This window comes from Corynebacterium sp. HMSC070E08 (assembly GCF_001808895.1).
Lineage (GTDB): Bacteria > Actinomycetota > Actinomycetes > Mycobacteriales > Mycobacteriaceae > Corynebacterium > Corynebacterium hiratae.
The window spans coordinates 27,863-40,557 of record NZ_KV794728.1 but is presented as its reverse complement, the minus strand read 5'-3'; the positions used below and the strand labels follow the sequence as shown (position 1 = coordinate 40,557).

At 62.6% G+C, this 12,695-nt stretch carries 13 protein-coding genes; 8 read left to right on the top strand and 5 right to left on the bottom strand.

The window, feature by feature from the left end:
• Position 1: 1 nt before the first annotated feature.
• Positions 2 to 301 carry an ArsR/SmtB family transcription factor gene (locus tag HMPREF2526_RS01555; RefSeq protein ID WP_070519606.1) on the bottom strand — a complete coding sequence of 100 codons (300 nt, stop codon included), beginning with the start codon at positions 299 to 301 and terminating at the stop codon, positions 2 to 4.
• A gap of 190 nt (positions 302 to 491) precedes the next feature.
• On the opposite strand from HMPREF2526_RS01555, the gene HMPREF2526_RS01550 reads away from it, so the two are divergent.
• From HMPREF2526_RS01550 to HMPREF2526_RS01540, 3 genes are read left to right on the top strand one after another with little or no spacing between them, the layout of a single operon-like run.
• Entirely contained in the window at positions 492 to 1,871 is a 1,380-nt protein-coding gene (locus tag HMPREF2526_RS01550) for a glycine--tRNA ligase (RefSeq protein WP_070545427.1), read from the top strand.
• Positions 1,871 to 2,389 (top strand): hypothetical protein, encoded by a 519-nt coding sequence (locus HMPREF2526_RS01545; protein WP_070545425.1) that lies wholly within the window; start codon positions 1,871 to 1,873, stop codon positions 2,387 to 2,389. Before HMPREF2526_RS01550 ends, HMPREF2526_RS01545 begins: the two co-directional genes overlap by 1 nt.
• Positions 2,389 to 2,811, top strand: coding sequence for a hypothetical protein (locus HMPREF2526_RS01540; protein WP_070545423.1), 423 nt, complete (start codon positions 2,389 to 2,391; stop codon positions 2,809 to 2,811). Before HMPREF2526_RS01545 ends, HMPREF2526_RS01540 begins: the two co-directional genes overlap by 1 nt.
• Before the next feature lie 1,001 nt (positions 2,812 to 3,812).
• Here HMPREF2526_RS01540 and HMPREF2526_RS01535 read toward each other — a convergent pair.
• On the bottom strand, positions 3,813 to 5,858 hold the full coding sequence (locus tag HMPREF2526_RS01535; RefSeq protein WP_070545421.1) for a TPM domain-containing protein: 2,046 nt from the start codon (positions 5,856 to 5,858) through the stop codon (positions 3,813 to 3,815).
• A gap of 43 nt (positions 5,859 to 5,901) precedes the next feature.
• Between HMPREF2526_RS01535 and HMPREF2526_RS01530 the strand changes: the two genes are divergently transcribed.
• Positions 5,902 to 6,486, top strand: a complete 585-nt coding sequence (locus HMPREF2526_RS01530; RefSeq protein ID WP_070545420.1) for a YdcF family protein — start codon at positions 5,902 to 5,904, stop codon at positions 6,484 to 6,486.
• Positions 6,487 to 6,497: 11 nt separating this feature from the next.
• Positions 6,498 to 7,772: a deoxyguanosinetriphosphate triphosphohydrolase gene (locus HMPREF2526_RS01525; protein WP_070545417.1), complete on the top strand. Its 1,275-nt coding sequence runs from the start codon at positions 6,498 to 6,500 to the stop codon at positions 7,770 to 7,772.
• Here HMPREF2526_RS01525 and HMPREF2526_RS01520 read toward each other — a convergent pair.
• Entirely contained in the window at positions 7,769 to 8,002 is a 234-nt protein-coding gene (locus HMPREF2526_RS01520) for a barstar family protein (RefSeq protein WP_070517865.1), read from the bottom strand. The genes HMPREF2526_RS01525 and HMPREF2526_RS01520 overlap by 4 nt on opposite strands.
• Positions 8,003 to 8,005: 3 nt before the next feature.
• Positions 8,006 to 8,542, bottom strand: coding sequence for a guanyl-specific ribonuclease (locus HMPREF2526_RS01515; RefSeq protein WP_070545482.1), 537 nt, complete (start codon positions 8,540 to 8,542; stop codon positions 8,006 to 8,008).
• A gap of 157 nt (positions 8,543 to 8,699) precedes the next feature.
• Here HMPREF2526_RS01515 and dnaG point away from each other — a divergent pair, with 157 nt between their 5' ends.
• A complete protein-coding gene (gene dnaG, locus HMPREF2526_RS01510; protein WP_070513561.1) occupies positions 8,700 to 10,628 on the top strand; it encodes a DNA primase in 1,929 nt (642 codons plus the stop codon).
• An 8-nt stretch (positions 10,629 to 10,636) separates the two neighbouring features.
• Here the strand turns inward: dnaG and HMPREF2526_RS01505 are convergent, their stop codons facing one another.
• Positions 10,637 to 10,912: a hypothetical protein gene (locus tag HMPREF2526_RS01505; protein WP_070446667.1), complete on the bottom strand. Its 276-nt coding sequence runs from the start codon at positions 10,910 to 10,912 to the stop codon at positions 10,637 to 10,639.
• Between the two features lie 194 nt (positions 10,913 to 11,106).
• Between HMPREF2526_RS01505 and HMPREF2526_RS13340 the strand changes: the two genes are divergently transcribed.
• Positions 11,107 to 11,244: a hypothetical protein gene (locus tag HMPREF2526_RS13340; protein WP_157844611.1), complete on the top strand. Its 138-nt coding sequence runs from the start codon at positions 11,107 to 11,109 to the stop codon at positions 11,242 to 11,244.
• A 224-nt stretch (positions 11,245 to 11,468) separates the two neighbouring features.
• Positions 11,469 to 12,626 (top strand): non-hydrolyzing UDP-N-acetylglucosamine 2-epimerase, encoded by a 1,158-nt coding sequence (gene wecB, locus HMPREF2526_RS01500; RefSeq protein ID WP_070545416.1) that lies wholly within the window; start codon positions 11,469 to 11,471, stop codon positions 12,624 to 12,626.
• Positions 12,627 to 12,695 lie beyond the last annotated feature (69 nt).

Below are 12,695 nucleotides of genomic sequence, written 5' to 3'. Positions count from 1 at the left end.
ATTAAGAGGTGGCCAGTGAGGCGTCGCGAAGCAAAGGCAGCACCTTAGGGGCCACCAAAGAGTAACGGACTTCACGGCCGGTGCGTTCACTGTCGACGATGTTCGCGCGCTTGAGAACCCGCAGGTGCTGGCTGATAAGCGGCTGCGATTTGCCGGTCGCGGCGACCAGCTCGTGGACGTAGTGGTCGCGCTCGGAGAGGCGCTGAATGATATCGATGCGCAATGGTGAATCCAAAGCGCTAATCACGGTGGCAGCCGCCGCCAGATCAAAGGAAAGGGTGTCAGTCTGGGTGTTGGTCACGCCATTCACCTTCAGTCATATCTATTGATGGAGAGTTAAAAAGAGAGCTATCGGTACTATAGCCGAAGAATGCGGAAATGTGTATAAAATGCACCACACTTTTGGGGTGAAGGCACGCGGCGATGAGGGGCACGCTAGACTAGGCCGCACTGTATAAAGACTGTCCCCTACCAGAGGAGTCCCATTAGCTATGGCATCCGTCATTGATACCGTCGTCAGCCTGTGTAAGCGCCGCGGCTTGGTCTACCAGGCAGGTGAAATTTATGGCGGTTCCCGCTCTGCGTGGGACTACGGCCCGCTTGGCGTCGAGCTCAAGGAAAACATCAAGCGCCAGTGGTGGCGCCACATGGTGCAGTCCCGCGATGACGTCGTGGGCGTCGATACGTCCGTGATCCAGCCACGCCAGGTGTGGGTGTCCTCCGGCCACGTTGAGGTTTTCACCGACCCGCTGGTGGAGTCCAAGCACACCGGTAAGCGCTACCGCGCGGACCACCTGATCGAGGCCTACGAGGAAAAGCACGGCCACGAGCCGGCCAACGGCCTGGCTGACATCAACGATCCGGAGACTGGCCAGCCGGGTGACTGGACCGAGCCGAAGGCCTTCTCCGGTTTGCTCAAAACCTTCCTGGGCCCCGTCGACGATGAGCAGGGTCTGCACTACCTGCGCCCGGAGACCGCGCAGGGCATCTTCGTGAACTTCAAGAACGTGATGACCTCGGCGCGTATGAAGCCGCCGTTCGGTATCGCGAACATCGGTAAGTCCTTCCGCAACGAGATCACCCCGGGTAACTTCATTTTCCGCACCCGTGAGTTCGAGCAGATGGAGATGGAGTTCTTCGTCAAGCCGGGCGAGGACGAAGAGTGGCACCAGTACTGGATCGACGACCGCTTCAACTGGTACATCGACCTGGGGATTAAGGAAGAGAACCTGCGCCTCTACGAGCACCCGCAGGAGAAGCTTTCCCACTATTCCAAGCGCACCGTGGACGTGGAGTACGCCTACAACTTCAAGGGCTCCAAGTGGGGCGAGCTGGAAGGCGTGGCCAACCGCACGGACTACGACCTCTCCGTGCACACCAAGGGTTCGGGCGAGGACCTGTCCTACTTTGACCAGGAGTCCGGCGAGCGCTGGACCCCGTACGTTATTGAGCCGGCTGCCGGCCTGGGCCGCGCCATGATGGCCTTCCTTATCGATGCCTACGACGAAGAGGAGGCCCCGAACGCCAAGGGCGGTACCGATAAGCGCGTGGTGCTGCGCCTGGACCGCCGTCTGGCTCCGGTCAAGGTGGCCGTGCTGCCGCTGTCGAAGAAGGAAGAGCTGTCCACCCCGGCCCGCGAATTGGCGAACAAGCTGCGCGCCAACTGGAACGTGGAGTTCGATGTCTCTGGTGCGATCGGCCGCCGCTACCGCCGCCAGGATGAGATCGGCACGCCGTTCTGCGTGACCTATGACTTCGACACCCTCGAGGACAACGCGGTCACCGTGCGTGAGCGTGACTCCATGGAGCAGGAGCGCGTCAAGCTCGACGAGCTTGAGGCTTACCTGGCCGCCCGCCTGGCTGGCTGCTAATGCATTACACCAGCTGGGACCGCAGCGACCGCCAGAATCCGGTCCTCCTCGTGGGGGAGGGGCCGGCGTCGTTGGGCATGTTCCAGGAACGCTCGGCGGACGTGGAAGGCGAGCACTGGCGGCTGGGCCTCGATGATCTGGGCGCGTCGGTGACCCTGGAAGACGACCGCGTCTACCGCCTGGCGGGCAATCCCAAGCGCGATAAGCGCTTGGAGGCCTCGCTGGACGGGCGCACCTTTGCCTTCATCAACGAGGCCGGTGGTGACTGGATTGTCGAGGACCACGAGGGGCTGAAGATTGCCCAGTTCTCCTCCAAGAACTCTGGTGTGCGCAAGGCCATCCTCGAGTTCGAGGGCGAGAATAGCGATGACTCCGATGACCTCAACCACTCGGAGATTGCGGCTCTGAGCTGGTTTACCCGCGTCATTTTGGAGGCTCGGACGCAGAAGACCGCGATCCCGATCATCGCGACGTTGCTGCTCATGACTATCGTCGCCATCATTGCGGTGTTCCTCTGATGCAACGCTGGGTGTGGCGCGATGGGGCGCTGGTGGATGGCGCGGGCGAGGTCATCGCCCGCGTGAGACCGACGGGCCTGCTGCTGCCCGGGACGGACACCACCATCGCCTTCGAGCACATCCCGGGCGCGCGCCGCTTTACCGTGCGCGGGCCCGACTTTTCCGCGGAACAGACCAGCTTCACAGTGAACAAGCTGCGCGCGATCTGCCAGGGCCGCGAGTACCTGCTTGAGCGCACGAATCCTTTCCGCCGCGAGCGCCGCATTCTCGCTCTGTCTGGCCCCGCCGCCGAGGTTGCCCGCACCACCCCGCGCGGCCGCGACCTCGAAGTTGCGGTGGGCGAGCTCCCCCTCACGGACGCCGCCTTCACCAGCTACTGTTGCCTGCTTCTCGACGGCTCCATCCGCCCCTTCCGCACCTAAGCCCACCTTCTGCAGCGCCGCCCATTTGTGCACCGAACCCCTACTTCGCACTGCTGCCCGTCAAAGCCCACTTCGCTTTCTTGCTGCCTGCCTGCTCGGCGCACGTCCCCTTCTTGCTTCCTGCCTGCTAGGCCGTGCTTTCCGCTCTCTCACAGATGGTCCTTCTGGTTTGGTCCCTCCACTCTGGTCCCTTATGAGTGCAAAGGGACCATGTGGCGCAGCTTTTCGCCTGATAGATGGTCCCTTTACTAGGCAAAGGGACCAGAATAAAGGCACCAAACTAAAGGGACCTTTCGCGATATAACCTGCACCGACATGCGAGTAGTGGAGTTTGTCTTCGAAGAGGAGCTCTCCGAGTGTGTTTGCTCGGCTTGGTATGCCGGTAGAGGGTTCGAGTCAGATGGTTGCAGTCATAAGGTTTGCTTGCCCCCAAACGAACCATCTAGCGCATTGCAGAAGGTTTACTTGCCCCCAAGTAAGCCGTTTGACTGCAACCATCTGAGGCGAACCGTTTGGCCAGAACCATGTGCATGACCGGTTTACACCAATCATGTACGTGCACCAATCCCGTATCCGTGGATCTACTTGGCCGACAATCGAGTCGGTATCCAACCGCCCGATGCGTGCAAGGACATTCGGCAGAAGGCATCCCGCAAACGGCATCCGACAGTCCGGCAGAAGGCATCTGGCAGATGGCATCTGTCAAAAGGCGCCTTTGGGGCTGAAAACGCCATGTAGAGGGTGCAAAAGGCGTTTTTAGCTGTGAAAACGCCTTCTAGAAGATGCCTTTTGCCAGATGCCTTTTGCAAGGAGCCTTGTGCGAGATGCCATGTGGGACCGCCCTGGTTATGAGATGCCGGGTGTGGGCCGCGGGTCTCGAGGGCTCGCGCGGGGAAGTGGGTGAAGCCGGCTGGGAGGAACTGGCGCGGGGAAGGGGAGAGGACGGGGAAGTGGGTGAAGACAGCTGGGAGGGCCTAGGTGCGGGGAGGGGGAGAGGGCGGCTAGAAGGAGCCGCCGCGGAAGCCACCTCCACCGCCGCCGCCCGAGAAGCCACCGCCGCCGAAGCTGCCACCACCGGAGAAGCCTCCGCCGAAACCGCCACTGTGGCCGCGGGAGCTGCCGCCACCGAGGATCTGGCCCAGCACCATGCCGGTGAGGATGTTGCCCGCGGCATCGGTGGCCTGGCGGCGCTGTTCTTGGCGGCGGTAGGCCTCTAGGTCTTCCTTCGCGCGATTGAGCGAAGTCTGCGCGGCAGTCGCGGCATCGCGGGAGTAGTTGAGGGCCGCGCGCAAGTCCTTCGAGGCGGAGTTCTGGGCTTGGGCGAAGAGGCGGGTGGCATCGGCAAGAGCCACACGCGCATCGGGGCCCACCACGCGGCCACGCGAGGAGAGCAAGTCCTCAGCTGCCTGGATAGCGGACTCGGCCGCGGCAATCTGCTGGCGGTAGAGCGCGATCTGGCGCTCGCGGGTGGCGTTGGTTTCGCGGACGGTGTCCAGCTGCTGGTCCAGTTCGCCATCGATAGCCGTCAGCGCCGTGTACTGACCCAGTGGATCACCCTGACCGTGCTCGCGGGCTGCGCGCAGAGCCTCCCGGGCGCGGGCCAGCAACTCCTCCAAGGCGGCCCAATCAGCAGTCGAGCCCTGGGCCTTGCCGCGCTGTTCCAAGTGCTGGGCTTCGGCGATTTCTTCCTCGACCTCATCGATGAGCGCCGGCAGGTTATCGCGAGCCGCGGTGATTGAGTTCTCGGCATTCTCCACGCCATTCAGCAGGCGGTCGGAGACCTCCAGGGCGTGCTCGGCATCGCGGATATAGCCCACCAAAGGACCCTGCTGGCCAGCCGGCTGGGACTGCAATTCTCGGCCGCGGGAAAGCAGCTTTTCAGCCTCATTGAGCGAGACCTCCGCCATCTCTGGGTTATCCGCAATGGAGGACAACACCTCCTCGGAATAGGAGCCGCTGAGAGTAGACAAGGTAGCGCGTGCCTGCGGCAGGCGCCCGCGCAGGTCGACCACCCGACGCGTCAGCTCATCCAGCTTGGAGCTGGCGTTAATGAGCAAGTCACGCATCTTGGCAAAGTCCGCCGCCTGCGCATCCAAGGCATCGTCGGCCTGCCCGCAGGAGGAGATAATCTCCACCAGCATCTGGCGGCGCTCCGCCGTCGATTCCGGCAGGTTATCTTGCAGCTTCTGCTGCAGCTGGAACGCCTTCTGCAGGGTCAGCGTGGAATGGTTCATCGCGCGCGTGAACGGGCGGGTGCGCTCGGGGCCGAACTCGGCCACCGCAATATCGAGCTCCTCCTTGCCGCGGCGAATCGATTCATCCGTGGAGACCAGCTCCTCCTGGGCCAGCTTCTCCAAGGTCGCCATGTCCAGGCGGTCCAGCTGCGCGGTATTGCCCGGCTCAATCTGGCGCGCGGATTCCAGAGTGGCCGCCGAGTCCTTCTTTGTCTTGCGCCTGTTGGCCACCGCGATTCCGCCACCCGCCAAAGCCAGCGCGCCCGCGCCGCCAGCTAGCCACAGGCCTCCCGAGCCATCGGAATCAGAAGCAGCAGAAGCGCCAGAAGAAGACCCCGCAGAACCGGAAGCGGCAGCGTCGACAAGCGCGAGTGCAGAAGCGCCGAACTGGCGGCCGTCGGCAAGCTTGGCGTAGGCCGCGTCATACATCACATCCAGGCGCCCGCGCGGCCAGTCATTGCCCGTCTGCACGCCCATGGTGGAATCATCCACACCCACCACATAGGCCGCAGAATTCGGGCCCTTGGACTGCACAATCTCACCGGCATAAGCCTCCGCGCCCTCTGGCAGCGAAGAAGCAAAGACCACGAAAATCACCACGTGGTGCTCCTGCTGCAGCGCGGCAATCTTGTCCTCCAACTCGGATTTCTCTGAGTCCGAGAGAACCCCCGCCTCATCCGTCACCTTATCCGTGAGCGAGGCCGCCTCCGGCGCGGCAACAACGAAGTCCGCAGCCACGGCCGGGCTAGCAGTGGCCAACCCCAGCACGAGGGCGGCGAGGGCGGCGCGTCCAATACGAGCAGCAGTAGTCATGCGAACCACGATACCTGCCACCCAACGCTAAAGTGGACAGGCAGTGAAGTACGTTATTGTCCTCGGCGCCGCGCAATACGACGGGCGCCCCTCCCGCATCCTTCGCGGCCGCGTGCGCTTCGCCGCTGAGTACGCCGCCGCGCACGACCTGCCCATTATCACGGTGGGCGGGAACTTGCCCGGCGATAGGTTCACCGAAGCCGGGGTGGCACGGGCCTTGCTTGACGACGAGCCCCTTAAAGTCACCGCCCTCGAAGAAGGCCTTGACACCCGCAGCGAGCTGGTAGCTGCGCGCGAAAAGCTTGGTGTAAGCGAGGCTGTCATCATCACCGACCCGCTCCACCGCCTGCGCACTTTCCTCATTGCCCGCCAAGAAGGAATCACCGCGACCGTTATGGGTACGCCCTATTATCCTTCCCGGCGCTTCTCCATCCCCTGGTGGCGCTACCTGGCCCACGAGACCGGTGGCCTAGCCTACCTGGGCCTGCGCACCCTGCTGGGGGAGAAGCGCACCGAAGGCGTGCGGACGGCCTTCTACCGCATCGAGCGCCTCATCCGCCCCAACCAGGCCCTGCGCCACCGTGTTATTGGCGCGAGGCAGACCCAGGAAGACCAGGACTCCGCCTAAGCTTAAAACCCGTGAGCTATACCTATTGCGCAGAAGACGTCGCCCGCCTTGCCTCCGAGTCACCCAAAGGCTCGGCCCTGCTCAAAACCGAGGAGCACCGCGGCGCCTTCTCCCGCGACCGCGCCCGCGTCCTGCACTCCGCGGCGCTGCGCCGCCTAGCGGATAAGACCCAAGTGGTGGGCCCGCGCGATGGCGATACCCCGCGCACGCGGCTGACACACTCCCTGGAGGTCAGTCAGATTGCCCGCAGCATCGGTGCAGGCTTGGGCCTGGACCCGGACTTGTGCGATATGGCGGGCCTGACGCATGACATTGGCCACCCGCCCTACGGCCACAACGGCGAGAATGCCCTCAACGAGGTTGCGCTCGGTGGCTTCGAGGGCAATGCCCAGACCTTGCGCATCCTGACCAAACTGGAGCCCAAGGTGGTGCTGGATACCCCGGCGGGCCCGCGCAGCTATGGCCTCAACCTCACCCGCGCCTCACTCGATGCCGCCTGCAAATACCCCTGGACCAAGACCAACCCGGATGGCACGACCAACCGCAAATACGGCGCCTACGACGAAGACACCGACGTCCTGGAGTGGCTGCGCCAGGGGCATAGCGATAAGCGCAAGTCGATGGAGGCCCAGGTCATGGACTGGTCGGATGACATCGCCTATTCCGTCCACGACGTCGAAGACGGCATCATCTCCCGCCGCATCTCTTTGGGTGTGCTCTGGGATCTGGTGGAGCTGGCCAACCTCGCGGACAAGGGCGCAAAAGCCTTCGGCGGTACCGCCGACGAGCTCCTCGAGGCAGCCGACCGCCTGCGCCAGCTGGATGTCATCAACGCCATCGGTAACTTCGACTACTCCCTGCGCTCTTATGCCAACTTAAAGAAGATGACCTCGGAGCTTGTCGGCCGCTACGTCGGCGCCACCGTCTCCGCCACGCTGGCGGCCAACGACGGCCCCCTCGGCCGCATGCACGGCGACCTCGCCGTCCCACCCGGCGCAGTGGCGGAGGTAACGCTGCTCAAGACCATCGCCGTTCTCTACGTCATGGATGAGCCCGCCCACCTGGCCCGTCAGGACCGGCAGCGCGAGCGCATCTACCGCGTCTACGACTACCTGGTGGCCGGCGCGCCGGGCTCGCTGGACGCTACCTTCGCCCTGTGGTGGAACCAGGCCGACACCGATCTGGAGCGCGACCGCGCCATCATCGACCAGATCGCCTCCATGACCGAATCCCGCCTGGAGCGCCTGGCGCAGCGCAGCGCCGATCTCTTCGGCTTCTTGAGCTAGCGCACGAGTGCTACACCCTGGTCCTTCAGCACCATGCTGATCGGGGCCAGGTCTTCCTCGACCATGTCGAAATCCGCAGCGATAATCGCCATGATGTGCTGCTCACGCAGGAAGTCGGCCAAAGCATCGAGGTTGCGTGGCGCACCGGACTGGCAGCCGCGCAGGCGCCCAAGCGCGCCATAGAAGTCCTCGCGCGTGCGGATAGGTTCAGTAATCAGGATGCGCTGCATGTCTTAGTCCTCCGCGTCCGGGATGCTGCAGAAGCTGTCGTAGTGATCATCGGTGTAGTACCAGACATCCGGGTCGGTCTCGCTCCCGCCACCGGTGACAATCCGCTTGGCCCCGCGGTGCCCAATCCCCGGCGTTTCCACCGTGTATTCACGGTAGTAATTCCTGTCCTGCTGCGGCAGCACACCCTCATAGTTGCCAAACCGCACGTTGTCATTATCCGGGTAGTCATAGGGGCCGCCCGCCAGGATATCGCTGGCCGTCTCGTGGGCCTCCTGGGGCAAGGAATCCATGGAACAGGTGGGCAGGTCGGAGCCGCCCTGCTTGGCGACGTCCCTCTCATCCCCACCAGACGCACCAGCGGCAGAGGATGCGCCCGATGCAGCGGACGCATCAGGCGTATCAGATGAGGACGCTGCCTTTTGGTCCGCGCCATCGCTGGAGTCACCGAGGTCGATGCCGAAGTAGCCCGCGACGAGGACGAGAACCGCACCACCGATGAGAGCCGGCAGCGATTTTTTGGAGGGGGAGGATTGGGCCATGGCCCCCATCATTGCAGGTGCGGGGGCCGAAAAAGAAATCAAGAACGCGCACTTTTCCGATTCCCACATATGAGTTCTTCCAGGATGTGGGACTCGCGGCTCTTGCCCACCCAGCCGTGGGTACCTGTACCTTGCGTGGGCGGGGTAGTCTGTACGCATGGCACGAGGCAGAATTCCGGACAGCGATATCCAAGCTATCCGCGAACGCGCGCCTATTGATGAGATCGTGGGCGAATACGTCCAGCTCAAGCCCGCTGGCTATGACTCCTTGAAGGGGCTGAGCCCCTTCAAAGATGAGAAGACCCCGTCCTTCCACGTGCGCCCGCAGCGCGGTTACTACCATTGTTTCTCCACCGGCAAGGGCGGGGATGTCTTCAGCTTCCTCATGGAGATGGAACAGGTCTCCTTCCCGGAGGCCGTCGAAGCTGTGGCCCAAAAAATTGGCTACCACATCAACTACCAAGGCGGCTCCACCGGTGCGCGCGATGAAAAGCCCGGCACGCGCCGCCGGCTTATCGCCGCCAATAAGGCCGCGCACGAGTTCTACCGCCAGCAGTTAGAAACCCCTCAGGCCGCCGCCGGCCGCGAATTCCTCTTGGACCGCGGCTTCTCCAAGGAAATCATCTACGAGTTCGAGTGCGGTTATGCCCCGGAGGGCTGGGATACCGCCACCAAGCATCTGCTGCGCATGGGCTTTTCCTTTGAGGAGCTCGAAGCTGCGGGCATTTCCAAGATGGGCAAGCGCGGTCCCATCGACCGCTTCCACCGGCGCCTGCTGTGGCCCATCAAGGACCTATCCGGCAACGTCATCGGCTTTGGCGCACGCAAGCTTTACGACGATGACAAACTGGGCAAGTACATGAACACGCCCGAGACCATGCTCTATCACAAGTCCAAGGTGCTCTTCGGCCTGGATTTGGCCAAGCGCAACATCGCGGAGCAACACCAAGCCGTGGTGGTGGAAGGCTATACGGATGTCATGGCCATGTACGCCGCGGGTGTGAAGACCGCCGTGGCCTCCTGTGGCACCGCCTTCGGCCCGGACCACCTCCAGGTGCTGCGCCGCCTCATGCTGGATGATTCCTACTTCCACGGCGAGCTCATCTACACCTTCGACGGCGACGAGGCTGGCCAGAAGGCCGCCATGCGTGCCTTCGAGGGCGAGCAGAAATTCACCGGGCAGTCCTTCGTCTCCGTGGCCCCCGACGGCATGGATCCCTGCGACCTGCGCCTTGCGCGCGGCGATGCCGCAGTGCGCGACTTGGTGGCGGACCGCATCCCCATGTTTGAGTTCGTCATCCGCTCCGTCATCTCGGAGTTCAGCATCGACTCTGCCGAAGGCCGCCTTCAGGCCCTGCGCCGCGCCGTGCCCGTCGTGGCCCAAATCCGGGATCAACCTCTGCAGCGCGAGTACGCCCGCCGCTTGGCCGGCTGGGTGGGCTGGCCCGACCCGGAGGAAGTACTCCACCAGGTACGCCAGGAGGCCCGCAGGCCGAAGAAGGAACAGCGCCCACGTTTTGCCTCCCTGGAGCAGACCTCCTCCGTTCCTGCGCAGTCCAATGCTCCCGTCATGCACATCCCCGGCCCCCGGGAGCCGCACCTGTGGCCGCAGCGCGAGGCCCTCAAGCTGGCACTGCAATACCCGCAGATCGCCGGCAGCTACTTCGACGGCATTACGGAGGATGCCTACTCCAACGAGGCCTACCGCACTATACGCCGCGCCATCTCCACCCTCGGTGGTGTCACCGCCGGTGCTGAACAACCTGGCGTGGAATGGCTAGCCGCCGTGGCCGGCGAGATGCCGGATCTCATGGCCCGCAACTTCGTTTCTGAGCTGGCCGTGGAACCCATCAAGCTGGGGGAGACCGGCAACCCCGATACCGACCTTGAGGCCTACGCCGATTCCGTGCTCTCCCGCCTCCAGGAAGCCCGCGTGGGCGACCAAGTAGCTCAACTCAAGGCCCAACTCGGCCGCATGCGCCCCTCCGACGACGAAGAGTCCTACAATTCACTCTTCGCCGACCTCGTGGCACTTGAGCAAGCCCGCCGCGAGCTCAACGACCGCGCCTTCCGCGGCGTGCGCTAATCAGCGCGTTAATCTTCGTCCGGCTCGTAAATCCGATCCGGCTGCACTCCATCCGCGGCACCCCGCTTGCCGCGGCGTCCCTTGTTGTAGTCCTTGAGCTCGCGCATACGCGGCTCCGGATCCAAGCGGTTGGCCACGGCCTTGCGCGCTGAGCGCACCGCGGCCTTGGTGGCGGGGGAGTTCACGGCCTTTTCATAAGCGCCCTTAATTTGGTGGTAGCGCTTGCGCCCAGCCTTGGTTCCAAAGACGTATCCGGCGGCAGCACCCACAACAAATTGGATCATTGGAAACTAGTCATCCCCTTACTTCGAGCCGGCGCAGCGGCCAGCGTTTGCGTACAACGTACGGGCAACGTGCAATTCTCACGATCAGCCTACCTGCCCAAGCCCACCGGCGTTGGTGCCGGTGAAGCTGTGGGGCGAATAGATATTGTGCGAACTCTTCCCAAAGACCATTCGCTTCGGTTAACTTAAGTTCTGTGGAGAGTTCTAAGCGTACGCACGCGGTCTCGGCAGCCGTGGCGATGTCAGCGCTATTAACAGCCAGCGTGGCGGCAGCTGAGCCGCGCGTGGCTGCTTTCGAAGAGCCACGGGAAGTCACCGTGAGCGAGGACTAGCGGAAACTAGCAGCGCGAAGCTATCTACTATCTCTCGGGGGTTTTCGAGATTACTACGTGCACAAAAGGGTGTCGGGGAAGATGATAAGGTGCATGTAGTTTTGAACTAGCTCAATGGAAGTATATTCCCCTTCCTTCCCTACGCCTCAGAGAATGGGATTCGGTCAGTTCCCTTCGTATGGAAGAATTGACGTGTCTTTACTTCTCTTAATCCAAGGAGAGCAATGCCCCTACCCAAAATCATGACTGTCTACGGAACCCGTCCGGAGGCAATCAAGGTAGCTCCCGTCATCACGGCCTTGGAGAAGGACGAGCGCTTCGAATCGGTTGCTGTCTCCACTGGCCAGCACAAGGAAATGCTGGAGCAGGTTAATACCATGTTTGGTATTGAACCGAAGCTGGATCTGCACCTGATGAAGCCGGGCCAAGGTCTCAATGAGATTGTCTCCCGCGCGCTCATGGGGCTGGATGAGATTATCGACGCCGAACAGCCCGATGTCATTATTTCCCAGGGGGATACTTCAACGGCTATGGCCGCAGCACTGGCGGGGTTCCATCGTGGGGTGAAAATTGTCCACCTAGAAGCAGGCCTGCGCACCGGCGACATCCACTCGCCGTTCCCGGAAGAGGCCAACCGTAAGCTCATCGGCCAGGTCGCGGAACTGCACCTAGCGCCGACAGCAGGGGCGATGGAGAACCTGCGCCGCGAGAACGTGCGTTCCAAGGACATCGCGGTCACCGGCAACACCGTTATCGATGCCTTACTCGAGGCTGCAAGCTGGGATACCGAGTTCGAAGACCCTGCCGTCCAGGAAGCGGCTCAGTCGGCCAAGCGTCTTGTCGTCGTCACCACGCACCGGCGCGAGAACCTAGAAGCTATGAAGGAAATTGGCGGGGCGGTCAAGGATTTGGCAAAGGCCTACCCAGACATCAACTTTGTTCTACCCCTGCACCTCAACCCGAAGGTTCGTGGCGCCGTGCTTCCGGAGGTTGAGTCCCTGCCTAACGTCATCATCACGGACCCGCTGCCTTATGACCAGTTCACCAAGCTTCTGGACCGTGCGACCATTATCCTCACCGACTCTGGTGGAGTTCAGGAAGAAGCCCCGGCTCTGGGCAAGCCGGTTTTGGTCATGCGGCAGAACACCGAACGCCCCGAAGCCGTTGTGGCCGGCACTGTGAAGCTTGTGGGCACCAACCGAAGCCTTATCGTGGCGGAGGCCAAACTGCTTCTCGACGATTCCGCCGCATACGAGGCAATGGCCAACGCCGTCAACCCCTATGGCGACGGCAAGGCCGCCGAGCGCGCTGTGGCAGCTATCGCTGAGCTCCTTGGAGTAGGGGAGCGCCTGCCCGATTTCGCTCCCGAGATCGAGTCCTAACAAGAACCCAGGAATGAACGAATAAGCGCGGCGAAGTGCTCAGCACTTTTCGCCGCGCTTAAAAGCGTG

Coding starts and splice junctions, on each gene's coding strand:
- HMPREF2526_RS01520 (WP_070517865.1), bottom strand. CDS start 8,002: ATGCAGCGCATCCTGATTACTGAACCTATCCGCACGCGCGAGGACTTC.
- dnaG (WP_070513561.1), top strand. CDS start 8,700: ATGGCACGAGGCAGAATTCCGGACAGCGATATCCAAGCTATCCGCGAA.
- wecB (WP_070545416.1), top strand. CDS start 11,469: ATGCCCCTACCCAAAATCATGACTGTCTACGGAACCCGTCCGGAGGCA.
- HMPREF2526_RS01535 (WP_070545421.1), bottom strand. CDS start 5,858: ATGACTACTGCTGCTCGTATTGGACGCGCCGCCCTCGCCGCCCTCGTG.
- HMPREF2526_RS01540 (WP_070545423.1), top strand. CDS start 2,389: ATGCAACGCTGGGTGTGGCGCGATGGGGCGCTGGTGGATGGCGCGGGC.
- HMPREF2526_RS01515 (WP_070545482.1), bottom strand. CDS start 8,542: ATGGCCCAATCCTCCCCCTCCAAAAAATCGCTGCCGGCTCTCATCGGT.
- HMPREF2526_RS01505 (WP_070446667.1), bottom strand. CDS start 10,912: ATGATCCAATTTGTTGTGGGTGCTGCCGCCGGATACGTCTTTGGAACC.
- HMPREF2526_RS01550 (WP_070545427.1), top strand. CDS start 492: ATGGCATCCGTCATTGATACCGTCGTCAGCCTGTGTAAGCGCCGCGGC.
- HMPREF2526_RS01545 (WP_070545425.1), top strand. CDS start 1,871: ATGCATTACACCAGCTGGGACCGCAGCGACCGCCAGAATCCGGTCCTC.